The organism is Faecalibacterium faecis (assembly GCF_040096475.1).
In the GTDB taxonomy this organism is placed as follows: Bacteria; Bacillota; Clostridia; order Oscillospirales; family Ruminococcaceae; genus Faecalibacterium; species Faecalibacterium taiwanense.
Genome location: NZ_JBBMEP010000002.1, coordinates 133,499 through 159,480, shown reverse-complemented (window position 1 = coordinate 159,480; position 25,982 = coordinate 133,499). Strand labels below are relative to the sequence as shown.

Annotated in this window: 24 protein-coding genes and 2 tRNA genes; 9 read left to right on the top strand and 17 right to left on the bottom strand. The window is 58.4% G+C overall.

Features of this window, described 5'->3' with window-relative positions; genetic code table 11:
- The first annotated feature begins 156 nt into the window (after positions 1–156).
- From WMO17_RS01890 to WMO17_RS01880, 3 genes are all read left to right on the top strand, one after another.
- Positions 157–954, top strand: coding sequence for a hypothetical protein (locus tag WMO17_RS01890; RefSeq protein ID WP_349137359.1), 798 nt, complete (start codon positions 157–159; stop codon positions 952–954).
- 90 nt (positions 955–1,044) lie between these two features.
- On the top strand, positions 1,045–2,412 hold the full coding sequence (locus WMO17_RS01885; protein ID WP_120081266.1) for an MATE family efflux transporter: 1,368 nt from the start codon (positions 1,045–1,047) through the stop codon (positions 2,410–2,412).
- A gap of 183 nt (positions 2,413–2,595) precedes the next feature.
- Positions 2,596–3,255, top strand: coding sequence for a phosphatase PAP2 family protein (locus WMO17_RS01880; protein ID WP_349137358.1), 660 nt, complete (start codon positions 2,596–2,598; stop codon positions 3,253–3,255).
- 54 nt (positions 3,256–3,309) lie between these two features.
- Here the strand turns inward: WMO17_RS01880 and gluQRS are convergent, their stop codons facing one another.
- Together gluQRS and WMO17_RS01870 are read right to left on the bottom strand one after the other, a co-directional pair.
- Complete coding sequence (gluQRS, locus tag WMO17_RS01875; protein ID WP_120081267.1) at positions 3,310–4,290, bottom strand: tRNA glutamyl-Q(34) synthetase GluQRS; 981 nt, start codon at positions 4,288–4,290, stop codon at positions 3,310–3,312.
- Between the two features lie 369 nt (positions 4,291–4,659).
- The gene (locus WMO17_RS01870) at positions 4,660–6,207 is read right to left on the bottom strand and encodes a PTS transporter subunit EIIC (RefSeq protein WP_349137357.1); all 1,548 of its coding nucleotides are present in this window, start codon (positions 6,205–6,207) and stop codon (positions 4,660–4,662) included.
- A gap of 248 nt (positions 6,208–6,455) precedes the next feature.
- Between WMO17_RS01870 and WMO17_RS01865 the strand changes: the two genes are divergently transcribed.
- Positions 6,456–7,067 carry a hypothetical protein gene (locus tag WMO17_RS01865; protein WP_120081269.1) on the top strand — a complete coding sequence of 204 codons (612 nt, stop codon included), beginning with the start codon at positions 6,456–6,458 and terminating at the stop codon, positions 7,065–7,067.
- Between the two features lie 78 nt (positions 7,068–7,145).
- Here WMO17_RS01865 and WMO17_RS01860 read toward each other — a convergent pair whose 3' ends face one another.
- Together WMO17_RS01860 and WMO17_RS01855 are read right to left on the bottom strand one after the other, a co-directional pair.
- The gene (locus WMO17_RS01860; RefSeq protein WP_097774082.1) at positions 7,146–8,270 is read right to left on the bottom strand and encodes a DUF362 domain-containing protein; all 1,125 of its coding nucleotides are present in this window, start codon (positions 8,268–8,270) and stop codon (positions 7,146–7,148) included.
- 412 nt (positions 8,271–8,682) lie between these two features.
- Positions 8,683–9,543 carry an undecaprenyl-diphosphate phosphatase gene (locus tag WMO17_RS01855; protein WP_256372191.1) on the bottom strand — a complete coding sequence of 287 codons (861 nt, stop codon included), beginning with the start codon at positions 9,541–9,543 and terminating at the stop codon, positions 8,683–8,685.
- A gap of 223 nt (positions 9,544–9,766) precedes the next feature.
- Between WMO17_RS01855 and WMO17_RS01850 the strand changes: the two genes are divergently transcribed.
- The 5 genes from WMO17_RS01850 to WMO17_RS01830 are packed head-to-tail and all read left to right on the top strand — an operon-like array spanning position 9,767 to position 13,317.
- Positions 9,767–10,180 (top strand): potassium channel family protein, encoded by a 414-nt coding sequence (locus WMO17_RS01850; protein WP_005937093.1) that lies wholly within the window; start codon positions 9,767–9,769, stop codon positions 10,178–10,180.
- A gap of 16 nt (positions 10,181–10,196) precedes the next feature.
- Positions 10,197–10,862, top strand: coding sequence for a potassium channel family protein (locus tag WMO17_RS01845; RefSeq protein WP_118529207.1), 666 nt, complete (start codon positions 10,197–10,199; stop codon positions 10,860–10,862).
- Positions 10,859–11,290 carry a hypothetical protein gene (locus WMO17_RS01840; protein WP_349137356.1) on the top strand — a complete coding sequence of 144 codons (432 nt, stop codon included), beginning with the start codon at positions 10,859–10,861 and terminating at the stop codon, positions 11,288–11,290. Before WMO17_RS01845 ends, WMO17_RS01840 begins: the two co-directional genes overlap by 4 nt.
- Positions 11,287–12,639: a YdbT family protein gene (locus WMO17_RS01835; protein ID WP_349137355.1), complete on the top strand. Its 1,353-nt coding sequence runs from the start codon at positions 11,287–11,289 to the stop codon at positions 12,637–12,639. The genes WMO17_RS01840 and WMO17_RS01835 overlap by 4 nt, the downstream gene beginning before the upstream one ends.
- Positions 12,640–12,660: 21 nt before the next feature.
- Positions 12,661–13,317 carry an HAD family hydrolase gene (locus WMO17_RS01830; protein ID WP_349137354.1) on the top strand — a complete coding sequence of 219 codons (657 nt, stop codon included), beginning with the start codon at positions 12,661–12,663 and terminating at the stop codon, positions 13,315–13,317.
- A 492-nt stretch (positions 13,318–13,809) separates the two neighbouring features.
- Here the strand turns inward: WMO17_RS01830 and WMO17_RS01825 are convergent, their stop codons facing one another.
- The 13 genes from WMO17_RS01825 to WMO17_RS01765 form a co-directional block, all read right to left on the bottom strand.
- Positions 13,810–15,132: an ABC transporter substrate-binding protein gene (locus tag WMO17_RS01825; RefSeq protein WP_097774088.1), complete on the bottom strand. Its 1,323-nt coding sequence runs from the start codon at positions 15,130–15,132 to the stop codon at positions 13,810–13,812.
- A gap of 96 nt (positions 15,133–15,228) precedes the next feature.
- The gene (locus WMO17_RS01820) at positions 15,229–15,936 is read right to left on the bottom strand and encodes an ABC transporter ATP-binding protein (RefSeq protein WP_005937160.1); all 708 of its coding nucleotides are present in this window, start codon (positions 15,934–15,936) and stop codon (positions 15,229–15,231) included.
- Complete coding sequence (locus tag WMO17_RS01815) at positions 15,929–16,678, bottom strand: ABC transporter ATP-binding protein (RefSeq protein WP_005937157.1); 750 nt, start codon at positions 16,676–16,678, stop codon at positions 15,929–15,931. The genes WMO17_RS01820 and WMO17_RS01815 overlap by 8 nt, the downstream gene beginning before the upstream one ends.
- 2 nt (positions 16,679–16,680) lie before the next feature.
- Positions 16,681–17,736, bottom strand: coding sequence for a branched-chain amino acid ABC transporter permease (locus tag WMO17_RS01810; RefSeq protein ID WP_005937154.1), 1,056 nt, complete (start codon positions 17,734–17,736; stop codon positions 16,681–16,683).
- A gap of 1 nt (position 17,737) precedes the next feature.
- A complete protein-coding gene (locus tag WMO17_RS01805; protein ID WP_005937151.1) occupies positions 17,738–18,601 on the bottom strand; it encodes a branched-chain amino acid ABC transporter permease in 864 nt (287 codons plus the stop codon).
- Positions 18,602–19,413: 812 nt separating this feature from the next.
- Positions 19,414–19,485: transfer RNA gene (locus WMO17_RS01800), tRNA-Glu, on the bottom strand.
- 92 nt (positions 19,486–19,577) lie between these two features.
- Positions 19,578–19,654 (bottom strand) — tRNA-Met (locus WMO17_RS01795).
- A gap of 203 nt (positions 19,655–19,857) precedes the next feature.
- Entirely contained in the window at positions 19,858–21,189 is a 1,332-nt protein-coding gene (serS, locus tag WMO17_RS01790; RefSeq protein ID WP_349137353.1) for a serine--tRNA ligase, read from the bottom strand.
- An 86-nt stretch (positions 21,190–21,275) separates the two neighbouring features.
- Positions 21,276–22,145 (bottom strand): ParB/RepB/Spo0J family partition protein, encoded by an 870-nt coding sequence (locus WMO17_RS01785; RefSeq protein ID WP_120081275.1) that lies wholly within the window; start codon positions 22,143–22,145, stop codon positions 21,276–21,278.
- 18 nt (positions 22,146–22,163) lie between these two features.
- The gene (locus WMO17_RS01780; protein WP_044953183.1) at positions 22,164–22,997 is read right to left on the bottom strand and encodes a ParA family protein; all 834 of its coding nucleotides are present in this window, start codon (positions 22,995–22,997) and stop codon (positions 22,164–22,166) included.
- Between the two features lie 742 nt (positions 22,998–23,739).
- Positions 23,740–24,537 carry a ParB/RepB/Spo0J family partition protein gene (locus tag WMO17_RS01775; RefSeq protein WP_097774092.1) on the bottom strand — a complete coding sequence of 266 codons (798 nt, stop codon included), beginning with the start codon at positions 24,535–24,537 and terminating at the stop codon, positions 23,740–23,742.
- A gap of 159 nt (positions 24,538–24,696) precedes the next feature.
- Positions 24,697–25,404 carry a 16S rRNA (guanine(527)-N(7))-methyltransferase RsmG gene (gene rsmG / locus WMO17_RS01770; RefSeq protein ID WP_207698885.1) on the bottom strand — a complete coding sequence of 236 codons (708 nt, stop codon included), beginning with the start codon at positions 25,402–25,404 and terminating at the stop codon, positions 24,697–24,699.
- 19 nt (positions 25,405–25,423) lie between these two features.
- Positions 25,424–25,981: a prolyl-tRNA synthetase associated domain-containing protein gene (locus tag WMO17_RS01765; RefSeq protein WP_349137352.1), complete on the bottom strand. Its 558-nt coding sequence runs from the start codon at positions 25,979–25,981 to the stop codon at positions 25,424–25,426.
- Position 25,982: the final 1 nt, after the last annotated feature.

The window sequence follows — 25,982 nt, the reverse complement described above, 5'->3', positions numbered from 1 at the left end:
GCGCAGTGCACCTCAGGTTTATTTTAGCACAATTGCCTGCACGGGTAAAGTGGAACAAACACGCTGCGGCGCGGCTTTTCCGCCTGCCGCAGTCCTTGACAGACCCTGCAAAAAACGGTAAGCTTTACCTGAAAAAAAGCACAAATGGAGGCATCTATGAAAAAACGGTTTTTCCGCATCCTCTCCTGCTGCGTGCTGCTGGCCTGCCTGTGCGCCCTGCCCGCCTACGCACAGGAACCCAAGGCCGCACAGCCCGCCGCAAAAGAGGATAAGGTGGTAACAGATATCACCGGTTCTGCCGACCTGATGCGCAATGTCGTTGGCTTTACCACCAACTTTGGCGGGCCGTACCACTTTGCGCAGGCAGACCACAAGTCCCCTGCGCAGGCCTACGGTGATGCCCCTGCCGAGGGAGCCGTTGCGGTGCTGCGGCTTTTTGCCCGCGCCGATGACCACGGCGATGTTCCCCTCAACACCAGCGGACACAGCTTCCTCACCATCACCAATGTCTCGGAGCAGGATATCAATGTGGGCGGACTGCTCATTGCGCCGGATACGTCCATCACCGTAAGCACCCGCGGCAACCGCTGCGAGCATTCCGGCATCTGGTACAATCTGGAGGGCTACTACAAATATTACCTGAACGCTTCTTACTATCAGAATCTTTACGGCATTCAGGTCTCACTGGACCAGAGCCAGCTAGACACTGTAAATCAGGCATTGGCCAACGCAGACCACTGGTCGGCCATTTACAACTGCACCTCGTTCTCTGCGGGCCTCTGGAATGCCGTGTGCTCCGATACGCTCTGCGCCGGTGTGCCCGAGACCCCGGCCGACCTGAAAGCGGACATGCTGAGGAAGTACCCAGACAAGACGGTGTTCGGGCCGACCGTCCCGTATGATTATATCGTATATTACGGCACCAGCCTGACCCCCAGTCAGGAATTTTCCTGACAGAAGATTTTCTCTTGTAATTCTGCGCGTTCTGCTGTATGATATAGGTCATGTATCCAAGTGTATCTTGTCACCGTCACGGAGGAACCTATGACAGCAACCAAAACGCCCGCGTTCCATAAGCCGCCGCTGTTCACCCGGCAGCAGCTCATTGCCCTGCTGCTGCCGCTGATCGCAGAGCAGGCGCTCAGCGTGACCATCGGTCTGGCCGACACGCTGATGGTCTCCTCGGTGGGGGAAGCCGCTGTTTCCGGCGTGAGCCTTGTGGACAGCTTCAACACCCTGATGATCCAGATCATGAGCGCCCTTGCCACCGGCGGCGCGGTGGTCACCAGCCAGTACATCGGCCGGCAGGAGCCAAAGGATGCCAAGAATGCAGCGGCGCAGATCCTGTTCATCCTGTCCAGCTTCAGCCTGCTGGTGGCCGCCGTTGTGGTGGCGGGCCGCCATGCCATCCTGCGCGGCATCTTCGGCTCCATCGACGTGGACGTGATGCGCTATGCCGAGACCTACTTCCTGCTCTCGGCCCTGAGCTACCCGTTCATCGGCCTGTACAACGCCGGTGCGGCCCTGTTCCGGGCGCAGGGCAACAGCAAGATCAGCATGATGTCCAGCCTTGTAATGAATGTGGTGAACATTGGCGGCAACGCCGTGCTGATCTACGGCTTCAAAATGGGCGTGATGGGTGCCGCACTGGCCAGCCTTGTGTCCCGTGCCATTGCCTGCGTGGCTGTGCTGTACCTGCTGCAGCGGCCCGCCTGCCCGCTGCGGGTGGACGGCCTGCAGGCCCTTGCCCCGAAGGCACGGCTCATCCAGCAGATCCTGCGGGTGGGCATCCCTGCCGGTATTGAAAACGGCATGTTCCAGATCGGCAAGCTGTCCGTTTCCAGCCTGACCTCCACTCTGGGCACCGCCGCCATTGCGGCCAACGCCGTGGCAAACACCACCACCACCTTTTTGAACATCCCGGCCAACGCCGTGGGCATGGCTGCGCTGACCGTGGTGGGCCAGTGCCTTGGCGCAGGCGAAAAAGATCAGGCCGTGTATTACTCCCGCCGCCTGATGCTGTTTGCCTACTGCGGCGCATGGTTCATGAACCTTTCGGCCTTCCTGTTTGCCAACAAATTTGCACTGGGCCTGTTCAGCCTCTCGCCGGAAGCCTACGCCATGGCGCTGGAAGTGATGGTGTGGTTCAACATCGTTTCGCTGTTCATCTGGCCTTCCAGCTTTACCATGCCCAACATCCTGCGTGCGGCAGGCGATGCCCGCTTTACCATGACCGTGAGCATCGTGTCCATGTGGGCCTTCCGGGTGGGCTTCTGCTACCTGTGTGTGCTGGCCTTCCACGGCGGCCTGCTGGCCATCTGGATGGGCATGTATCTGGACTGGGCGTTCCGCTCCCTGTGCTTCTTTGTACGCTTCGTGCGCGGCAAGTGGCTGGAACAGCAGGTCATCTGAATCTTTCCTCTGCATTTTATAAGAGCCTGCCGCGAAGGCAGGCTCTTTTTTACGCAATACGCACAAATAATTTATTTGTTTTTCAGCAATGTTGTCTGCTTTCGTTCTTGTTTTTGTCACATTCCCGGCGTATAATTTCACAGTGCTAAGAGCTTTCACTTCTGCAAAAAGGAGGCTTTTTCAATGAAACGCAGTTGGTTTTCGCGCCATCCGCTTTGCTTCATGGCGCTGTATCTCATACTTTATCTTTCCGCATTCAATTTCCTGAACACCCAGATCCATATGCCACACATCCTCGTGCACTGCCGGCTGGACGATCTGATTCCCTTCTGCAAATATGCGGCCATCCCCTATTTTGCATGGTTTCCGTGGATCCCGTTCACCCTGTTCTTCCTTCTGTGGAAGGCACCCCGGGAGGACTTCTGGCGGCTGTGTATGCCGCTGTTCAGCGGTATGACCATTGCGCTGGCCTGCTACGTGATCCTGCCCACCGGGCTGAATCTGCGCCCCTGCTATGTGCCGGGCACAGACATCTTCGCCCGTGCGGTACGGTTCCTGTACAGCACCGACACACCCATCAATGTCTGCCCGTCCATCCATGTGTTCAACTCGGTCACGCTGATGCTGGCTTATCACCGCTGCCGCATCTTTGAGCAGCCCCGGTTCCGCTGGATGCGCCCGGCCGCTGATGTGCTGTGCATCTCCATTGTATGCTCCACCATGCTGCTCAAGCAGCACAGCTGCATCGATGCAGCGCTGGGCGCTTTGCTGGCGCTGGCACTGGATACTGCGTTCAGCCGTATGATGGACACCAACGATCTGCCGCAGATGCGCCGCATCTGAATCTCTATAAAAAAGAAATGCGCTGTCATCGGGAGACAGCGCATCTTTTTTTGTTCAGAACAGATCCTCCGGCAGGCAGACATCCTGCTTTGGCACCTTTGCCCAGGAAAAGTCCTTGATCAGGCTTTCCGGTGTGCGGGGCGCAGGCTCCGGCTGCAGGCCGTAGGCGTAGGCAAGCTTGCCCACGATCTCCTGCGCGGTATACTTTTCCCGCAGGTTTTCCAGACTCTGGTCGCCGTCGCGCTTGGAGAGCCGCCGCCCATCCGGGGCCAGCAGCAGCGGGCAGTGGGCAAACCCCGGTGCCTGCAGGCCCAGCAGGCGGTACAAATACAGCTGCCGTGCCGTGGACGAAAGCAGGTCTGCACCGCGCACCACTTCGGTAACGCCCATGCGGGCATCGTCCACCACCACGGCCAACTGATAGGCGAACACGCCATCCGCCCGGCGCAGGTAGAAGTCCCCGCAGTCGTGCAAAAGATTTTCGGTGTGCGGGCCCATGCAGCCATCCACAAATGTGATGTCCTCGTCCGGCACCATCAGACGATAGGCAGGGGCCTTCTTTTTGCGTTTTTCCTCAATTTCGGCAGCGGTCAGGCCGCGGCAGGTGCCCGGATAGACCACGTTGCCGTCCGAGGTATGGGGCGCGCTGGCCGCGTGCAGCTGGGCGCGGGAGCAAAAACACGGGTACACAAGGCCGCGCTCTTCTAGCTTTTTGTAGCTTGCGGTGTAGATCTCCGCGCACTCACTCTGGTAATAGGGGCCGTTCGGCCCGCCGGTGCTGCCGCCCTCGTCCCACGCAAGGCCCAGCCAGTCCAGATCCTGTTCCAGCAGGTCAGCATAGATGCGCGGGCAGCGCTCGGCATCCAGATCCTCAATGCGCAGCACGATGCGCCCGCCCTGACTTTTTGCGCTGAGCCACGCCAGCAGGCTGCAGGCCAGATTGCCAAGATGCAGCCGCCCGCTGGGGCTGGGTGCAAAGCGGCCGGTTGGCGGTACAGGCTCTGTTTTTTGCGTAAAAACTGCTTGTTCTTGCATGTGTATCCTTTCAGCCGCCGGACGATTTAAAATTGCCGACGCGTTCGCTTTGGCAATATCAGCGGAAATATTATTTTTAAATTTGTAACTCCGAAACGACCGCGGAACTTGTTGGGGCGAAGCCCCTCCATCTTGCTAACGCAAGACCGTTCTGCCGCTTGAAAGCCCCACTGGGGCTTTCATTGCTGCGCAACCGCGGTCGTTTCGGAGTTACTTTTTCACGGGAAAAGTCGTAACGGGAAACGGCATGTTGCTGCTGTCGGCTTATCGCCGTCGCGCAGCGACTATAAATCGGTGGAACACAAAAAATCCTTTCGCACTGCGCAGGAAGCCGCTTTTTCCCTATTATAGTTGCCCGTCCGCCAAAGGTCAACAGACCACCCTGTTCAGCCGCCGCTCCACCGCCTGCCGCACCTCCGGCGCGCGGATGCCGTACACGATCTGCACATCGCAGCCGCTTTGCACCACACCGCTGCAGGGCAGGGCTTTCAGGGCCTGCTCCTTGACGAAGGCCGGGTCGTTCACCGTGACACGCAGGCGGGTAAAGCAGTTGTCCACCGTGCGGATGTTCTCCCGCCCGCCAAAGGCTGCAATGAGCTTTTCTACTCCCTGCTCGTCCAGCGGCAGGGCCTTTTCCGGCCGGGACGGCTCTTCCGGGCGGCGGCCCGGCGTGGGCAGGTCCAGCGCCTTGATGAGCACAGTGAACACCACAAAATACACCGCGATCTGGGCAAGGCCCAGCAGATACAGCACCGGGTAGTTCGTGCGGGCCGCACCAGCGGAAAGGTTCATCACAAGCGACCCCAGAAGGTTCGAGGTAAACGCCGTGACTCCGCACAGGTGCAGCAGCACGATGAAGCTGCCGGAGATGGCTGCGTGCGCCAGCCACAAAACCGGTGCCGAGAAGCAGAACAGAAAATCCAGCGGCTCCGTAATGGAAGCCAGCGATGCCGTAAAGGCCAGCGGCAGCAGCTGAAGGGCAGTCTTTTTGCGGCTGCCCCGCCGGGCACAGAAGATGAATGCCGCCGCAATGCCAAAGTAGCCGAAGGTCTTGGTAAAGCCGGTGTACATCCACACGATGCCATCCGAAAACGGCAGGCCGAGGTTATATTCGGTCATCATGACCACATAGGCACCGGTATAGGTGACGCTGCCCACCATGAGCTGACCGCCCAGCTGCGAGAACTGGAACGGCATATACACCAGATGATGCAGCCCTGTAGGGATGAGCAGCCGTTCCAGAAAGCCGTACAAAAACAACCCGATATTGCCGGAAGCGGCAATGAAGCCGGTGACGGCCGCAATGGCCTTCTGGATAGGCGGCCAGACAAAGCAGGCCCCAAAGCCCAGCACCGCCGCCAGTGCCGCCATGCAGGCAAAGGACCACCGCACACCGGAGAACACACCGCCCAGAATGCCGCGGTGGGCTTTTTCGCAGGTGCGGTCATACACAAAGGCGGTGAGCAGGCCCAGCAGAATGCCGCCGAACACGCCGGTGTCCACAGTCTGGATGCCCAGCACCATGGTCTGGCCTGCGCTGTACAGGCCGGTAAGCGCATCCGGCTGCGCCAGCAGGCCCAACTCGGTCAGCGTTACATTGCCCGCTGTCAGGTAGACAAGATAGCTCATCAGGGCGATGAACGCCGCCTGATGCTTTTCCCGCTTTGCCAGCGCCGCCGCAAGACCGGTGCAGAACAGCACGCTCAGATTTGAAATGACCGCCGTGAGGCATTTGTAAAGGATCCTGCCCGCCAGCTGCACCGGCTCCCACCGCAAAAAGGGCAGCACCCCGGCCAGCGGCGCACTGGTGAGCAGTGCGCCCACCACCAGCAGCAGGCCCGCCGCCGAAAGATAGCTCAGCGGTGCCAGCATTGCGCGGGAGAACCGCTCCAATGCGGCTGTGATGCGGTGCTTCATGGGCGTTTCCCTCCTTTCCGGCTGACGTGGACAGACACTATACTTGTAGTCAACCGATTTTTGCAAAAAATGTCAAGAATGCAAAGTTCCCAAAAATGCGTTTCTTCTTTGTGCAGGGTGCATATTTCCCGCTTGAAATTCGTTCTGCACTGTCCGATTGACAACCGCCGCGGCAGAACGTATACTTAGGGTGTATCGTTTTGAAGTGCTGCGGCCCGGCTGCGGCACCGCTCAAGGAGGACACTACTATGAAATTGAGATATGCCCGCATCCTCTCGCTGCTGCTCTGCGCAGCGCTGGCCTGCAGCATTCTGGCAGGCTGCGGCGGCTCAACCGCCAGCAGTTCCGAAGCGCCAAGCTCTGCCAGCAGTTCTGCAAGCTCCGCTGCTTCCGGCGAAGACCTGCCCGATTCCACCACCCGGGCCGACACCTCCGGCCTGAACCCCGGCGATTTTGACGAGAACTCCATCTTCTCCATCACCGGCACCGCTGCCGCCTTTGAGCCTTGTCTGGGCTGGGGGCCGGGTGTTTCCGGCTGCTCGCTCAAATCGGTGATCGCAGCGGCATCCCTGCTGCAGTGGGCAGAAAACGCCCGCCTTGCCTCCCGCACCCCGGAAGCCGTGCAGGAAGCTTTCTACAGCTGGTACGACACGCTGGACGCTGATGAGCAGGAAAGCTTTGCCGAGGCCTGGACGATGATCGAGCCGGACGCGCTGAGCCTTTTGAGCGACAAGGACAGCATGGCTGGCCGCATTGAGGATGCCGGCCTTGACCCGGACACCCTGCCCGGCTGCACCCTGAAGAACTGGCAGGCCCTGCAGACCGTGCTGGACGACTGCGTGCCCGCAGCGGGCCAGTGAACCCAACATAAAAAGAAGCTGACCGGGCTGGTCAGCTTCTTTTTGTTTTTGCGGAAAAGGCTGGGGCCGCCTGCGGCATCAGACCTTCTTCAGCACATACTGGCGGGTGCCCATGCCGATCTTCTCGGCCTGATCCAGCGTGGCCTTCCACTCGATATTGGGGTTGGAATCCTTGAAGTTGTCGTGGTGGCAGTTCCAGCCGGGCTTTGCAAGGTTCTGGCCCAGCTGGCTGTTCGGCAGCGGCTGTGCATTCAGGCAGGCGTCCGCGCAGGCCTGATCCAGCGCCACCGGGTCAAAGGACGCAAAGATGCCGATATCCGGCAGGATGGGAGCATCGTTCTCGCAGTGGCAGTCGCAGTTGGGGCTGATGTCCTGCACCAGAGAAACATGGAAGCAGGGACGGCCTGCGCATACGGCAGCCGCGTACTCGGCCATTTTGCGGTCCAGCATCTCATTGGCGCTGTCGCACTGGGAATAGATAGCGTCAAAGTTGCAGGCACCGATGCAGCGGCCGCAGCCCTTGCACTTGGTCTGATCAATGACGGCCTTGTTGTTTGCATCGTAGGTGATGGCATCGGAGCCGCACTCCTTGGCGCAGCGGTGGCAGCCGCGGCACAGGCTCTGCTGCACCTCCGGGTGTCCGGCGGCATGCTGTATCATCTTGCCTGCGCGGGAGCCACAGCCCATGCCGATGTTCTTGAGAGTACCGCCGAAGCCGGTGGATTCGTGGCCCTTGAAATGGGTCAGGCTGATAAAGATGTCCGCATCCATGATGGCGCGGCCGATCTTTGCCGTCTTGCAGTATTCGCCGTTCGGCACCGGCACCTCTGCCTCATCGGTGCCGCGCAGGCCGTCCGCAATGATGACCTGACAGCCGGTGGTCATGGGCCAGAAACCGTTCAGCTGGGCACAGGTGAGGTGCTCCAGTGCGTTCTTGCGGCTGCCCGGATACAGGGTGTTGCAGTCGGTCAGAAACGGCAGACCGCCCTGCTCCTTGCACAGGTCGGCCACCACCTTGGCGTAGTTGGGGCGCAGGAATGCCAGATTGCCCAACTCACCGAAATGCATCTTGATGGCAACGAACTTGCCATCCATATCAATATCCTTGATCCCGGCGGCGATGCACACGCGGCGCAGCTTGTCCAACAGGCTGGTGCCCACGGGACAGCGGAAATCTGTATAATAGACCTTGGATGCTTCCATAGCAGTTTCCTCCATTTTGTTTGCGCGGCACGCTGCCGCATATTCTCTTATTTTGTAGTATAGCACATCTTTTTGCAAAGAAAAAGTGCTGTCGTAAAGGGCGGCGGGCACACCCTCCACGTCCTCGCTTCCGGGTGCCAGTCCATCCAGCGCAGAAAGCCCTCGCACTCCGTAAAAGCGGCATCTTTAAATCTGGCAAAGTCCTGTGCCCTTTGGCAGACAATGGCATCGCGTCAGCGCTGCCGCAGAGGGCGCACCCGCCTTGGCTGCATCGAAATTTTTTGCCGCTCACAGCACCGTAAAAAAAACAAATGCCGCTTGCCTTCACGACCCTTCCCGTGAAAAAACAGCCCCGGAAAATCCGCAGATTTTCCGGGGTTGTAAATTATAAAAATAATTCTTCCGCTTAAAATCAGAAGATTGCCGTCGCAGCCGCCACTGCCAGCACGATGATGCCCAGCACGATGCGGTAGGCACCAAAGAACTTGAAATCGTGGCGCTTGACGTAATCCATCAGGAAGCGGATGGCGGCAAGGCTCATGCCAAAGGCCACCACACAGCCCACTGCCAGCACAGCCACCTCGGTGCCGGTCATCACAGAACCGCCGACAACGAACTTGACCACCTTGAGCAGGGATGCGCCCGCCATGACCGGGATGGCCAGATAGAAGGTGAACTCTGCCACACAGGCGCGGGACAGGCCCAGCAGCAGGCCGCCCACGATGGTGGCACCGGAGCGGGAGGTGCCCGGAATGATGGCCAGACACTGCCACAGGCCAATGATGATGGCATCACGGTAGGTGATCTGCTCCAGCCGGCTCACGTGCGGCGCGGCGCGGCGGTTCTCCACAACAAAGAACAGCGCGCCATACAGAATGAGCATCGCGGCAACCGTGATGTAATTGTAGAAGTGAGCTTCCATCCAGTCGTCCAGCGGGCTGATGATGAGCACCGGGATCGTAGCCGCTACCACCTTGAACCACAGGTTCCACACGCTGGGCTTGGAAATGACTCTGCCCTGCTTCATGCCAAAGGGCCACAGCTTGCCCCAGAACAGCACCACCACGGCCATGATGGCACCCAGCTGGATGACCACACGGAACATGGACATGAACTCTTCGCTTGCGTTGAATTTGATGATCTGTTCCAGCAGGATCATATGACCGGTGGACGAAATGGGAAGCCACTCGGTAATGCCCTCCACAATGCCCATCAGGATGGCTTTGATGATCTCAAAAAACGTAAGTACCCCTCCTTGTGCACAAAGGCACAGCAGCTTATTTTCTTCCAGTATACCATACTATGTCTCTGCACGCACGCAGAATGCGAAAATTTTTACGCCCGCCGCCACTTTTGCCCTGCAGGCTGTTACTGCGCTGGGAAATGTGTTATACTGATGCAAAGACCCTTTTCCTTCTATTTTATCCGCAAATCAAAACAGCGTTTAAACACCCTTGGTATTTTTGTTAAACTATTATACAACGAGGTGAATCCATATGAATATTCTGGTGATCGGCTGCGACCAGGTGGGTGCTTCCCTCATCCGCGATCTGGAACGCATCGGCCATGATATCTCGCTGATTGAAAAGGATCCCGAACAGCTCAAGCGTCTGGATGCCTTTGACGACTACAGCTTTGGCGGCACGGCTCTGGTGGGCGACCCCACCGACCCGGATACCCTGCGGCAGGGCGGCATTGACAGCTGCGATGCCGTGGCCGCTGTGAGCGAGGACGACTCGGTAAACCTGATGGCGGCACAGATCGCAAAAAGCATCTTCCGCCGTGAGAAGGTGATCTGCCGCGTGTCCGACCCGCACCTGCAGGTGCTGTACCACAAGGCTTACGAGATCGACACCATCTGCCCCACGGTGCTCACCGAGCAATCGGTGTTCCGCGCACTGGCAAAGTAAAAAGTGAGGGAAGCATATGAAAGTTTGTATCGCAGGCGGCGGCAAGGTTGGTATGTATCTGGCCCAGAGCCTGCTGGCCCACCGCCACAAAGTGACCATCATTGAACCGCAGGAAATGCTGTGCCGTTCGCTGGCCGATTCGCTGGATATCCCGGTGATCTGCGGCGATGCCATCAGCTTTGACACCATGCGCACGGCCGACGTTGCCAGCTGCGATGCCTTTGTGGCCGTGACCGGTGCGGACGAGAACAACCTTGTTGCCTGCCAGATTGCAAAGCGGGAGTTTGGCGTGAACCGCACCGTGGCCCGGGCCTCCAACCCCAAGAACCGGGAGCTGCTGCACACCTTAGGCGTGGACACCGTAGTGTGCGGCACCGACAACCTGAGCCACATCCTTGAGCGCGAGATCGAGACGGATACCATCCGCCAGCTGCTCTCGCTGGGCGGCGGCACTGCCAGCCTGAACGAAATTTTGCTGCCGGAGAACTTCCAGTTTGCAGGGCAGGCGGTCAAAGACATTCCCATGCCGGGCGACGTCATTCTGGTGTGCATCACCCGCGATGCGGAGTTCATCATCCCCCACGGCAATACCACCTTACTGCCGTGGGACCGCATCCTCTGCCTGACGCAGGATGACACCCTGCATCTGCTGATGGATGCCTGGGGCCTTTCCGGCAAATGACCGAACGTGACCTGCTGCGCACGGCGCTGATTATCCCGCCCAAGGGCCGTGCCGTGCTGTGCGTCTGGGCCGCTGTTCCCGGCGTGTTCTGTGCGCCTTTTGTGTTCTGGCAGAGCCTGTTTGCCGGGTGTATTTTCTGTGCCCTGTGGGCGTGCCTTGTGTTCGCCGCGTGGGCAAGAGCCTGCAGCTTTACCGCAGTGCTCACCGCCCGGAACACTGCCGTGCGGGCCGGTATCGCCGTTCCCATCACACGGCAGCTTCCCCGCCGGGCCGTGACTGGCGTGTGGAGCCTGCGCACGCCGCTTCTGTGGCTGGCCGGGTGCAGCGTGCTGGTGGTGCACGGTCCGGGCGTACAGCTGTTCCTGCCGGGCGTGGATGCCCTGCAGGCGCAGGCCCTTGCCGCTGTGCTGATGGAGGAAACGCCATGACCGAACGCGGCTTCCACCCGTTTGCGGTGCTGCATTTTCTGCGCAAGACCATCCTGCTCTACCTGCTGCCGCTTTTGCAGGTGCTGTTTGCCCGCAACTGGGCGGCGCTGCGCACGGCTCTGGTGCAGGGCGCGGCGCTGCTGACAGTGCTTGCCGCTGTGAGCGCCGCCGTGCTGCACGCAGGCCGCTGGCGGGTGGATGCACAGGGAACCCTGCGGGTGCGCTGGCGGCTGGGCGTGCGGCTGGACCGCTGCCTGAAAGCCAGCCAGCTGGCAGCGCTCACCATCGAGCGGCCCCTGCTCTACCGGCTGGCCGGTGCCAGCCGGGTGGTGCTGTACCCTGCCGGGCAGAAGCGCACCCTGACCCTGCTTTTGAGCGCGCAGAACGCGCAGTTTTTAGCTGACCGCATGATGCCGCGCCGGGATGCTGTGGCCCACACCCCGCGCGGCGGCGAAAAGCTGGCCTTTGCGGTGCTGGGTGCCAACGGCCTTTCCACCCTTGCTTTGCTGGCGCTGGCCGTCAAACAGAGCAGGCCCTATGCGCCGGATGCCCAGACGGCAGCCTTTGCCCACCTGAACCGCATTGCGGCGTGGGCGGCGCGCTGGCTGCCCATGGGCACAGCATGGCTGCTGGTGCTGGGCGGTGTGCTGTTCTGCGCAAGCCTTGTGCGCAGTGCGGCCCATGCGGCCCATTACACCGTGTGGCGCACCGAGAGTCACCTTGGCAGCAGGGGCGGCTTTGTGCGCCGGTATGAGATGCGCCTTGCGCTGGAACATCTGAGCTATGCGGACCTGCGCCGCTCGCCTGCCACATGGGCGCTGGGCTGCTGCCCGGTGTTCGTCACGGCAGGCAGCTGCCAGCCGGAGATCCCGTTGCTGGTCTGGCGGGAGGACAGTCCCTTTCTGCAGAAGCTGCTGCCCGGCTTTGTCCTGCCGCCAAAAGCCCCGGTGGACACCGCAGGCCGCAGCATCCCGGCGTTTTTTCTGCCTGCCGGCATCCCCTGCGGGCTGTGCCTGCTGCTGACAGCGGTATCCCGCTACACCCTGCCTGCGCTTACGGTGCCGCTGCTGGTGGTCACTGCTGTGTTTGCGGCCCTGCTGGTGGGTGCGTACAACGGCTGGCGCAAAGAGGGCATCTGGCTGCAAAACGGCCGCCTGACCCTGCGCTGGCAGCACGGCTTCCATCTGCACGACATCTGCGTGCTCTGCCCTGTTCCGGCCCTGACGGCCATGCAGTCGCCGTGGGCCGCGGCGGTGCACCGCACGAACCTCACCCTCACCTTTCCGGGCGGGGTGAAGTGCAGGGTGCGCAGCGTAAAGTGCAGTGAATTGCCATTTTTGCTTTTCTGAAACTGTAAGGAGTCTTTTTCTGTGATAAAAACTGTATTATTCGATCTGGACGGCACCCTTCTGAACACCATCGACGACCTTGCCGATGCAGGCAACTGGGTGTGTGCACAGCATGGCTGGCCCACCTTTACGGTGGAACAGTTCAAGCACATGGTGGGCAACGGCATCCCGAAGCTGGTGGAGCGCTTCTCGCCGGAAAATGCCCGCACGCCGGAGCAGCTGGCGGCCACACTGGCTGAGTTCACCGCCCGGTACGATGCCCACAAGGAGGACAAGACGGCCCCCTATCCCGGCATCCCGGAGCTGCTGGACGAGCTGCGGGCACAGGGTGTTCAGTGCGCAGTGTTCTCCAACAAGGCCGACCCGCTCTGCGGCAAGATCATCGCCCACTATTTCGGCACAGGCCGCTTTGCCGCTGTGCGCGGCAACAGGCCCGGCGTGCCCACCAAACCGAACCCCGCCGGGCTGTATGCGCTGATGGACGAGATCGGTGCAGACCGCTCTGCCACCCTTTTTGTGGGCGACAGCGATGTGGACATCCTCACCGGACACAATGCCGGACTGCCCGCCATGGGCGCGCTGTGGGGCTTCCGGGGCCGTGCAGAACTGACCGCTGCCGGTGCGGATGCACTGGCAGCGGTGCCAGAGGATATTTTTACCTATATCCAGAAGGGTTGACGATTTAGAATGCCCTCCGTTTTACTCTGGGCATGTTTAGCGGAAAATTTATTTTTATTTGCAGCTCAGAAAAATCTGCGGATTTTTCTGAGCTGCTTTTTCACGGGGAGGGGTCGTGGCGGGAAGCGGCATCTGCTGCTGTCGGCCTGCGGCCGTCGCGCAGCGACTTCTGATTGGCGGAACCTCAAAAAGCGGTTAAGAGATCTTCACGCCGAACAGGCGGGAATCTCCAGCTTTTTGGGGTGGAGCCTACTGCTTTGGGATTATTAAGGGCGAGTAGCCCTTAATTCGTGCCTCCCGCGCTTCGAAAGTAGCGGGTGCTTTTCTGGTTCTCTTTTGGCACGCAAAAGAGAACATACCCGGCGGAGAACGACTTCATAAAAGCCACACAGCCTATCCCCTACTCGAATACGCTCTGCACGGGAAGCAACACGCAAAAAGGCGAGCCGCCCAATGGGCGGCTCGCCTTTTGTGTTCTTCGGGGTAATTTTATCAGCCCAGAGTGACTTCCTGGATCTTGGAGGAAGCGAACTCGAAGGGCCAGACAGTCTTCCACTCCTGATCCTGCACCTGTGCGATAGCAACAGAAGCGTAGGTGTTGTCACGGTAGTGCTTTGCGCCGCCGATCTCGTACTCGGGAGCGAACTCGATCTTGGAGTAGGGCAGAACGATCTTGCGGCCGCCCTCGAATGCACCGTCGATGGACAGCTCTGCCAGAGCGTCGCGGACGGCAGCACCATCGGTGGAGCCAGCCTTCTCGATGGCGGTCTTGAACAGCCACACAACGGTGTAGGACTCAGCAGAGTGGCCGTTCATGTTGACATTGTAGACCTTCTTGAAGTCCTCGTTGATCTCCACGCCGTTGGTCAGGTCGGGGTTGAACTCGACAACAGAAGCCACGCCGTTTGCGGATGCGCCCAGGTTCGGGATGAAGGAAGGATCAGTGAAGCCGTTTGCCTTGGCAACGATCATCTTGGGCTTGTAGTTCTGCTCCTTCAGGGTCTGGACGAACAGAGTAGCGTCGCCGATGTAGGAGTCGCACAGGATGGCATCGGGATCAGCCTGCTTCAGAGCCAGGACCTGAGAGGACAGGTCGGTAGCGTTGGAGCTGTAGTCCACTTCGGCCACAACATCCAGACCGTAGTCCGGTGCGAACAGGTTGACGCAGCGGATCAGCTCCTGACCGATGGCAGCCTTATCGGTGAAGATGGCGACCTTCTTGATCTCGTTGCCGGTCTGCTCCTTGGAGTCCTGCAGATACTTCAGCATATCTTCCACGTAGACGGAGTTCAGCGGGCACAGACGGAAGAAGTAATCGTAGTCCTTGTGGTCCTCGTCGGTCAGACGGTCCAGCGTGGAGATAGCGGTGATCATGGGGATGCCGTACTGCTGGCAGACCTGAGCCACGACCTCGGTGACAACGGACATATGGCAGCCCATAATGACGTTGACACCTTCCTGGGTGATCAGGCGCTCTGCCTCAGACTTACCGGTGGCTGCGTCGCCTGCGTGGTCACCGCGGACAACTTCCAGCATCTGACCGTTCACGCCGCCTGCCTTGTTGATCTCATCCACTGCGAAGTCGATGCCGCGCAGGATGTTCTCGCCGATGGCTGCGTTGCCGCCGGACATTGCGTAGATGGTACCGATCTTGATGGTATCACCGCTGGCTGCTGCAGTGCTGCCGGATGCTGCGGTGCTGGTAGATGCTGCAGTGCTGGTGGAAGCGGAAGAGCCGCCGCAGGCGGTCAGAGCAGCTGCGCTGCCCAGAACAGCGGATGCCTTCAGGAAGCTTCTGCGAGAGATCTTTTTCATAATTGTCCTCCAATTCTGTTTGTGAAAACAGCTTGTTTATACGAGTCTCCGGCTGTGCCGCGTGAACTAGCACCTGCCGGAGATCCGGTTTCCGAATCAGATGCCGAGGTACGCCTTCTTGACGTGCTCGTTTGCCGAGAGCTCGGCGGCGGTGCCTTCCAGTGCCACGCGGCCGTTCTCGATGACATAGCCGCGGTCAGCCGCTGCAAGGGCTTTGGTAATGTCCTGCTCCACCAGCAGAACCGAGATGCCGTCATTCTTCACCATGGTCTTGGCCACTTCCAGAATGTCGTCCACGATGTTGGGGGCAAGGCCCAGACTGGGCTCGTCCAGGATCAGCAGCTTGGGCATACCGATCAGCGCACGGGCCACGGCCACCATCTGCTGCTCGCCGCCGGACAGAGTGCCGGCAGCCTGCTTTGCGCGCTCGCGCAGCTTGGGGAACCAGTTGTAGCACTTTTCCAGATTTTCTGCAAAATGTGCCTTGGTCTCCTTATTGAATGCGCCCAGTTCCAGATTTTCCAGCACGGTCATCTCGGTAAAGAGCTGACGGCCTTCCGGCACCTGCACGATGCCGCTGTCCAGAATAACGCGGGAGCTTTTGCCGGAGAGGTCCTCTCCGTTGAACTCCACCTTGCCGGAGCTTGCCTTGACCATGCCTGTGATGGTGCGCACCATGGTGGTCTTACCGGCACCATTGGAGCCAAGGATGGCAACGATCTCGCCGTCCTTCACCTCAAAGCCGATGTCCCACAGGATGTTCACAGAGCCGTAACCGGCGTTCAGACCTTCAACTTTAAGCACTTGCGCCCTCCTTTTTGGTGCCCAGATACACCTCCATGACGTAGGGATCGTTCATGACCTGCTCGGGCGTGCCCTCAGCGATCTTTTCGCCGTGGTGAAGGACGATGACCTTCTCGCACAGGCTCACGACCGCCTTCATGATGTGCTCGATGAGCAGGATGGTGACACCGGACTCGTTGATCTTGCGGATCAGCTGGATGGCCTCTTCGGTCTCAGCCGGGTTCAAGCCTGCCATGTTCTCGTCCAGAAACAGCACTTCGGGCTTGGTGGCCAGAGCGCGGGCCATCTCCAGACGCTTCTGGTCCGGCGTGCCCATGTCCTTGGAGATCACATGACGCTTTTCGTACAGGCCGGTGAAGTGCAGCACCTCCATGGCGCGCTCCTTGGCCTCTTTTTCGCTCTTTGCACCGGCGTGGCCGAAGTAGGCGGCGGCGGTGACGTTATCCAGAACGCTCAGGTTCTTCAGAGGTTTCATGATCTGGAAGGTGCGGGCGATCTTCATGTTGGTGTACTCATACGCCTTTTTGTTGGTGATGTCCTCACCATTGTAGAAGATCTTGCCTTCGGTGGGCGGGTAGTAGCCGCAGATCATGTTGAAGGTGGTGGATTTACCAGCACCGTTGGGGCCGATCATGCCGGTGATGGAGCCTTTCTCCACCGAGAAAGAAACATCATGCACGGCGGTCAGACCCTTGAACCGCTTGGTCAGGCCCTGGACTTCAATAATAGGCTTTTCTGCCATGATTACTTCCCTCCCTTGTCTGCCATCAGCTCATACTCTTCCAGCACATCCAGAGACGGCTTTTTGAGGATTTTTTCATCGATGAAGGTCTTGACCTTCGAGTTCATGTACCAGCCCAGAATACCGGACGGACGGAAGCGGATGACCACGATCAGCACGATGGCATACATCAGCATGTTGATGCCAGGCAGGATGGCGGCAAAGTTTGCACGCAGCAGTTCGCTCAGTGGGATCATGATGAGGCCGCCGATCAGCGGGCCTTCGATGTAGGCAGCGCCGCCCACGACTGCCGGCAGCACGATCTCAGTGGACTTGGACTGGATCATAATATCGGGGTCGATGTAGCGGATGTAGCTGACGTAGAAGAAGCCGACCAGACCGGCAATGATAGCCGAAATGACAACGGCAATGACTTTGTACTTGGTGGGGTTGATGCCGATGGCGGCGGCTGCGTCCTCATCCTCGCGGATGGTGCGCAGCGCAAAGCCCAGCTTGGAGCGGCCGATCTTCTTCATGATGAGGTAAACGCCCACCATCATGATGAAGCCGATGTAGTAGTACGGCACCTTGCTGGTAAAGCGGAACTGCGCAAAGGAGTCCTTGCCGAAGGGCAAGCCCACACCGGATGCGCGGCCGAAGAACTCCGAGTTGATGATGAACTGACGGATGGACTCGGCAAACGCGATGGACACCAGCGTGAAGTAGGGGCCGCGCAGGATCAGGCTGGGGAAGAAGATGACACCGGCCACCACGCCCACAACGAGCATATCCAGCACAGCGGCCACCCAGGGGTTCATGCCCGTCTTTGTGACCACCAGACAGCACACATAGGCACCCAGACCCATGTAAGCGGCCAGACCCAGCGAGTTCTGGCCGGTAATGCCGCCCAGAATGTTCCATGCCATGGACAGGGTGGACATATAGAAGGTGAGAACGAAAATGTTGATGATGTAAGGTTTATCCACGACCAGCGGGATCGCTGCGAAGATGGCGACGATGATAGCCAGAACGATCGCCAGATTGCGGTGATAGGTTTTAACTGCTTTTCTGGTATCCATCTTATCGCCTCCTCAGAATCATGACCTGACGCACGACCAGAATGATGATGAAGGTGACGAACACGATCATATCACTGTAGGACGGGCTGATGAACAATGCACTCATCTGCTCCAGCAGGCCCAGGAAAATACCGGCGAAGAATGCACCGGGGATGGAGCCCAGACCGCCCACGACCACAACGATCAGTGCGCGGAAGCCGAAGCTTGCGCCTGCGGTGGGATAGATGGTGTAGAACTGGGTCAGCAGAGAGCCGGCGATACCGGCCAGAGCAACGCCCAGACCATAGGTCAGGATGTAAATTTTCTTGACGTTGATGCCCACGACCTCAGCACCAATAGGGTTCTGGGATACGGCGCGGATCTGCTTGCCGGTGGTGGAATACTTGAGGAAGGCAAACAGTGCAATGGCAACCACGATCAGGATCAGGAAGCTGACCAGACGCGGCAGCGCAATGGTGACCGGGCCAAGCGGGATGTAGGTCTGCGAATAAGGGGTAATGATCTTATAATAGGTGGAACCAAAGATGACCAGAGCGCCGTTGGTGAGCAGCAGGCCCAGACCGACGGTGAGGAACAGCAGGTTCGTAAAGCTCTTGGTCTTGAGCGAAGGGGTGATCAGAGTGGACTGGATCAGCGCGCCCAGCCCGAACATGAGCACTGCAACGATGGGAAGGGCTACATAGGGGTCCACCCCAAAGTAGGTATACAGAACATAGGTGATGTACATGCCCACCATCAACATTTCGCCGTGGCAGAAGTTGACGATGTTCATAACACCGAAAATGATGTTCTGGCCCATACCCATCAGGGAGTAGAAACCGCCCAGCAGGATCCCGTTTACCAGTGCTTGCAAAAAGACTTCCATTGACATCCTCCCGTTCTAAGCATCAGGCGATGGGAGCAGATGATGCAAAAACTGCACGCTGCATCCGCCACCGGCCTGTACTCGTGATTGAAAACCGCCCTTGTGGACTCCATTTCCTCCCTTCTGCTCGTACAATTGAAATATCATCTGTATTGTAACGTAAGTGCAGCCTGTATACAAGATATTATTTCTACCAAACTTTGTCATGAATTTATATGGAAAGTGCTAGAATATTCCAGAGTTTTTGGTGTGCAAGCCAATTTACGCAGTTAAAAATGGAGGATTGATGTCTCATTGACATAATTTTGTTACTATTTCAGGCCGGAAATTTACGGAAAATGCAGAAAAACCCGGCAGAAGAGCACCTGAACGTGTTCCCCTGCCGGGCTTTTTATCCATAAATGGCATGTGGTATTCAAGATGAAGGCGCACCGCCGCCCTGTCCCGGGTTGTGGTTCCCAGCGTATGCTTCACGCCTTGGAGCGGCGTTCGCATCCCGCTGACCACAGCCCCAGCTTCGCTTCCCTGTACTCCCCTTTTTGTCGCTATGCGACATCTTCCCCCGACCGGGGGAAGTCTTTGCTCGCTGGCGGCGGTCAGCTCAGCTGCAATTCCCGTACGGGTCAAATTAAAAATCCCCCGAGCGAATGCAGCGGCAGCAACCACATTAGACATTCCTAGTCGTTGGGACCCGCGGGCTAACCAAAGCCCCACTGGGGCTTTGGTTGCGGTGCTGCGCACCGCCGCCCTGTTCGATTCCCGTACGGGTTGCATGAAAAAATCCCTGATCCTAAGATCAGGGATTTTATTCATGACCCGTACGGGAATCGAACCCATGTTACAGCCGTGAAAGGGCCGTGTCTTAACCGCTTGACCAACGGGCCTTAGAAATACAGAGCTTCGCTAAAACCTCCGACTTCCATCGCCCACTACTGCAGACGACCGTCCCCCTAACCTTAGCGAAACTCTGTAAAAGTGGTAGCGGTAACTGGATTTGAACCGGTGACACTTCGGGTATGAACCGAATGCTCTAGCCAACTGAGCTATACCGCCACATATTGTTTGTGCACTTGAACAGTGCTCTATTATTATACCCACAGATACCTCTTTTGTCAACACATATTTTTAAAAAAATCATATTTTTTCGTGTCGTCCAAAATACAAACGAAGATACGCAAAAATCCCGCTTTCCATTGAATAGAAAGCGGGATTTTTCAACCATTTATCCGAGCCTTGTGGAAAAGCCGGTCAATTCTTCAGCCCTTCTTGTGGGTGGGGACCATGACCTTCAGGCCGCCCATATACGGCTGCAGCACTTCGGGGATGGTCACGGTGCCGTCGGCCTGCAGATGGTTCTCCAGGAAGGCGATCAGCATACGCGGAGGTGCCACGCAGGTGTTGTTCAGGGTGTGGGCCAGATAGGTCTTGCCGTCCTTGCCCTTCACGCGGATGTGCAGGCGGCGTGCCTGTGCATCGCCCAGATTGGAGCAGGAGCAGACCTCGAAGTACTTCTGCTGGCGGGGGCTCCATGCTTCGATATCGCAGCTCTTCACCTTCAGGTCGGCCAGGTCGCCGGAGCAGCAGTTCAGCTGACGCACCGGGATCTCCATGCTGCGGAACAGCTCCACAGAGTTCTTCCACAGCTTCTCGTACCAGTCAGCGCTCTCGTCGGGGCGGCAGACCACGATCATTTCCTGCTTCTCGAACTGATGGATGCGGTAAATGCCGCGCTCCTCGATGCCGTGAGCGCCCTTTTCCTTGCGGAAGCAGGGGCTGTAGGAGGTCAGGGTCAGGGGCAGAGTGGCCTCGTCCAGAGTCTGGTCGATGAAGCGGCCGATCATGGTGTGCTCGCTGGTACCGATCAGGTACAGGTCCTCCCCCTCGATCTTATACATCATGGCATCCATTTCCGGGAAGGACATGACACCCTGCACCACGTTGCCGTGCATCATGAAGGGAGGGATCACATAGGTAAAGCCCTTGTTGATCATAAAGTCGCGGGCATAGGCCAGCACAGCCTCGTGCAGGCGGGCGATGTTGCCCAGCAGATAGTAGAAACCGTTGCCGGCCACGCGGCCTGCAGCGTCCATATCGATGCCGTCGAAGCTCTCCATGATCTCGGTGTGGTACGGAATGGGGAAATCGGGCACCACAGGCTCACCAAAGCGCTGTGCTTCCACGTTGTAGGTATCATCCGGGCCGATGGGCACGCTGGGATCGATCATCTGCGGGATGGTGTACATGATCTCCTGAATGCGTGCGGACAGGGTCTCTTCTTCCTTTTCCAGCTCAGCCATCTTGTCGGCATCGGCCTTGACGGCGGCATTGTTGGCATCGATCCGAGCCTGCAGCTCAGCCTTCTGTGCCTCATCGGTGCACTTCTTCAGCTGGCCGAACAGGGGGCCGTTGGCCTTGCTCAGCTTGTTGCGGGCAGCCTTGAGGGCTTCCACTTCCTTCAGGCATGCGCGGTACTTGGCATCCTTCTCGATGACCTCGTCCACCAGCGGGAGCTTTGCATCCTGAAACTTCTTCTTGATGTTTTCCTTGACAGCGTCCGGGTTTTCACGGACAAATTTGATATCAAGCATGATTGACTCTCCTTGCTCTATTTCGGTTCGCACAGAAGATCCCCTCCCCTGTGCCGTTCAAAGACGGTCGCCCGCCTTGGATCGCTTTATTCTTCGTTCTGGTACTGTCCCAGCAGGTTGGCAAAGGCCCGCAGCTGTTCATCGGAATAGAAATGCACGGTCAGCCTGCCCTTGCCGTCGTGGTAGGCCACGTTCACCTCGCTGCCCAGCACCTGCTTGAGGCTTTCTTCCACCTCCACCGGCAGGGTGCCCCGCGGCTTGGGTTCTCTGGGCTCCTTTGCGGGCTTTGCCAGCTTTTTGCACAGCGTCTCGGCCTGACGCACATTCAACTGGTTGTCCGCAATGATCTGCGCCGCCTGCTCCTGCAACTCCGGTGTGGGCAGGCTCAGGATCACCTTTGCGTGGCCGATATTGATAAAGCCGCTTTTCAGCAGTTCCAGCACGTTTTCCGGCAGGTTCAGCAGGCGCAGGCTGTTGGCCAGTGCGCTGCGGCTCTTGCCCAGCTTCTGTGCCGCCTGCTCCTGCGTCAGGCCGCAGCGGGTCATCAGCTCCCGGATGCCGGTTGCTTCTTCCACCGGGTCCAGATCCTCGCGCTGCAGGTTTTCCACCAGAGCCAGCTCCATGGCCTGCTCGTCGCTGACTTCCTTGATGACCACCGGCACATCGTTCAGCCCTGCCATGCGGCAGGCACGCCAGCGGCGCTCACCCGCCACGATGCTGTAGCCGCCGCGCGGGCGCGGACGCACCGCGATGGGCTGCAGCAAACCATGCTCTGCAATGCTGGCCGCCAGCTCGCCCAGCGCCTGTTCGTCAAAGGTCTTGCGCGGCTGTTCCGGGTCCGGTTCGATCTCACGCAGGGGCAAGGTGTCTACCTTTGCACCGGACTCAAAAACCGGGGCGGCATCTTCAAACAGACTGTCCAGCCCGCGGCCAAGTCCTCCTTTTCCTCTTGCCATTCATGTTCCCCCTGAGGTTTAATCTTCCAGAGCATTTTTCGTCTGCTCTGCGACGGGTGCACTTTTTCTGCGGGCCTTTTTGGGCTCGTGCGGGCGGTTGTTCTTGACAAATTCGATTGCCAGATCCATGTACGCTTCGCTGCCCTTGCCCTTGGGTTCATAGAAATTGATGGGCTGGCCGTAGCTGGGTGCCTCCGAAATGCGGATGGAGCGCGGGATGGTGGTCTTGTACACCTTGGAGCCGAAATACTTCTGCACCTGCTCCACCACCTGCACGGTCAGATTATACCGCAGCGAGAACATGGTGAACACCACGCCCTCGATATCCAGATACGGATTGTACTTTTTGCGAATGGTCTTTAAGGTGCTGATCAGCTCCGAAAGACCCTCCAGCGCGTAATACTCGCACTGCACCGGAATGAGAACGCTGTCGCAGGCACTCAGGCCGTTCAGGGTGAGCAGGTCCAGACTGGGCGGACAATCGATAAAGATGAAGTCATAGTCCTTCTGCACCTCGGCCAGCGCCTTGCGCAGGCGGCTCTCACGAGCGGGCAGGTCGATCATTTCCAGACTGGCACCGGCCAGACGGGTGTTGGAGCCGATGACATCGGTGCGGTACTCGGTCTTACGGATGGCCTCGGATGCTCGTGCTTCACCGATCAGGATCTCGTAGGTTCCCTTTTCCACGCTGCGCTTCGGGATGCCGTAGCCGGTGGTGGTATTGCCCTGCGGATCAAGGTCTACGATGAGCACCCGCTTGCCCAGCGCCGCAACGCAGGACGACAGGTTGACGGCGGTGGTGGTTTTGCCAACGCCGCCCTTCTGGTTCGCAATTGCTACAATTTTTGCCACGCACAATTCTTCCTTCCGGGAAAATTTAATTGTTCCATGTGGAACATTCGCAGTCATGCCCGCCGGTTTCCCGTCCATACAGGCACCTTAACACCTAGTATAGCACATCCAAATCGGTTTTTGAACCATCTGAAGCGTTTTTCCGCTGGATTTTTAACTTTTAGAGGTGGGAAAATCAAAAACTGCACGGTTTCGGGAGACAAAACAAACGATTTTGAATGCGCGCCGGGAAGCTGGCTAACCCTCTCAGTCAAGCCCTGACGGGCTTGCCAGCTCTCCCAAAGGGAGAGCCCTTGGCATAACGGCAAAGTTTCCGGGCAGACCACAAAGCTTGCGGTTTCGCCAGAGGCTCCCTCTTTGAGGGAACTGTCGCGCAGCGACTGAGGGGCTTCCAATCGGCGGAACACAAAAAATCCTTTAGCGAAGCGACTTGGATTTTTTGTATGGAGCCCAACAGCTTTGGGGTTACTAGGGGCGAGCAGCCCCTAGTTCGTGCCTCCCGCGCCTCGAAAGTAGCGGAGACCTTGCCGCGCTGAACACGCGGCATTTGCTGCGCAAACCGGTCTGCAGCTTAAAAGCCCCACTGGGGCTTTCATGCCCTGCGGGCACCGCCGTCCTTTCTGGTTCTCTTTTGGCACGCAAAAGAGAACGTACCCGGCGGCAATGCTTTAGCAAAAGGCATGAAACTTTAAACACGCGACTACGCTCTGCACGGGAGTTTCCTGTTCCACATGGAACAATTTTACCGTTCGGCGGCGGTGGTTGGGATGCGCACCGTATATTCGATATACCCGTCCTTCTCCTCCCGGTGGGCAGTGGCGGGCACACCATTATCGGTCATCAGACGGATGGCATGGTCGATGGTGTTCACAAAAATACGCACATCCTTGACCATCGAGATGCGGTGCCTGCCTTTTGCAGGGGTGTTGAGCAGCTGTTCAATGTAGAGGTCGGTCTGGCGGGCGTTCATGCGGCGCTTGGCAATGTTGATCAAGGCTTCACTGCGGCGGTTCTCCGGCAGACGCAGCACCGCCCGGGCATGGCGCTCCGTGAGGCTGTTGTCCAGCACGAACTGCCGCTGGTCGGCGTTCAGCTGCAAAAGCCGCAGCTTGTTGGCAAGGGTGGGCTGCGCCATGCCCAGTCGCTTGGCGGCTTCGGCCTGGGTGCAGTCCCACAGCACCATCACATCCTTTAAGCCCTGCGCCTGCTCAAAGGGGTTCAGGTCGGCCCGCTGGATGTTTTCCAGCAGGCCCAACGCGGCGGTGCGCTCATCGTCGTAATCACAGAGGATGGCAGGGATGGTGTTCATTTTAGCAAGGCGGCAGGCACGGAGCCGCCGCTCCCCGGCTACCAGCTCGTAGCCGCCATCCGACACTTTTCGCACCGAGATGGGCTGCAGCAGACCATTTTCTCGGATGCTCTGGGCCAGCGCAGCCAGCTCCTGCTCGCTGAACTCCCGCCGTGCCTGAAACGGTGACGGCCTGATCTGATCGATGGGCAGGAAATAAATCTTGCCCGCCTGCTTTTTGCGTTCAAACATGGATACACGGCTCCTTTCGCGTGGTGGATGGGTTTTGTTTTTCACATTTTCCCGGGAAAGCGTGGAAAACTCAGGCTTCAGGCACAGTGTATCACACAAATAAAAACCCTGCCAGAAGTTTCGTTCGGCAGGGTTTTACAAAATTCTATCGATATTTCGTTATTTCAACGGGCTTTTCGCAATTTTTCCGCCGTTTCTGGGGTAGGCTGTCGGAGTCTGCGAAATCTTTTTGCACAGGATCAGGGTGCGGGTGTCGCCGCCCGGAAGGTGCAGAGTGCGGGTCTCTTTGTACTCGCCGCCCAGCTTTTTGATGGCACCGCGCGCTGCGGCCAGTTCTTCCTCACCGGAAGAGCCCTTCATGGCAAGGAAGTTTCCCCCTACCTTTACCAGCGGCAGGCAGTATTCGGCCAGCATGGGCAGCGCAGCCACAGCCCGGGCAGATGCCAGATCAAACTGTTCACGCCACGCCTTGCGGGCGGCTTCCTCGGCGCGCTCCTTTGCAAACTCCACGCCGGTCAAACCCAGCTGGGCACAGGCGTACTTCAAAAACTCCACCCGCTTGCCGGTGGGCTCCATCAGGGTCAACTCCAGTTCCGGCTTGTAGATTTTGGTCACGATGCCCGGGAAGCCTGCGCCTGCGCCCACATCCACCATGCGGCCCGCCACTTCCGGCTGGCTGGCAAACAGCAGGCTGTCGAGGAAGTGCTTATCCTCGATCCCCTCGGGGTCGGTGATAGCGGTCAGGTTGACCTTCTGGTTGTAGTCCACCAGAATTTCGGCAAAGGCATCCAGCTGGTCCAGCTGGGTGCCGGTGAGAGTGATGTTCCATGTGGAACATTTTGCTTCAAGGCGCGGTTTATCGATCATACGCAGGTTTTCCTTTCTGTTATTCGCCGGTCAAGTGAACAAAGATCGGCTCGTGGTGCACGGCAGGCAGGAAAGTTTCCAGCACATCTGCCGTTCGCAGCTTGAGCGAGGAGGTGTTGATGCAGGGGTGGCAGCCGAGGTACTCCCCTGCCTTTATGTCCTCATCCATCAGCAGCTGCACCTTGTTTTCGGTGTCGTTGGCAAGCCCCATGATGGAGGAGGAACCGGGCGTGCAGTCCAGATACTGCTCCATATCCTCGGGCGAGGCAAAGCTCAGGCGGGCAATGCCCAGCTGGTGGGAGAGCTCTTTGGTCTTGAAGGGCTTGTCCCCGGGCATCATGAGCAGATAAAAGTTCGTCTTCTGCCGGTTGCACAGGAACAGGTTCTTGCAGACGGTGGCATTCAGGCAGGCATCGATCACATGGCAGTCCTCCATGGTGTCAGCCTTCATCCAGCCGTGGTCGGTGCGCCAGAATTGGATGCCCAGCTTGTCCAGCAGGTCATAGGTACGGATCTCTTTTTCCAGCCGCCCGGTGCAGTCGGCAGGACGGCCCACGTAAAGCTTCAGTTCTTCCATT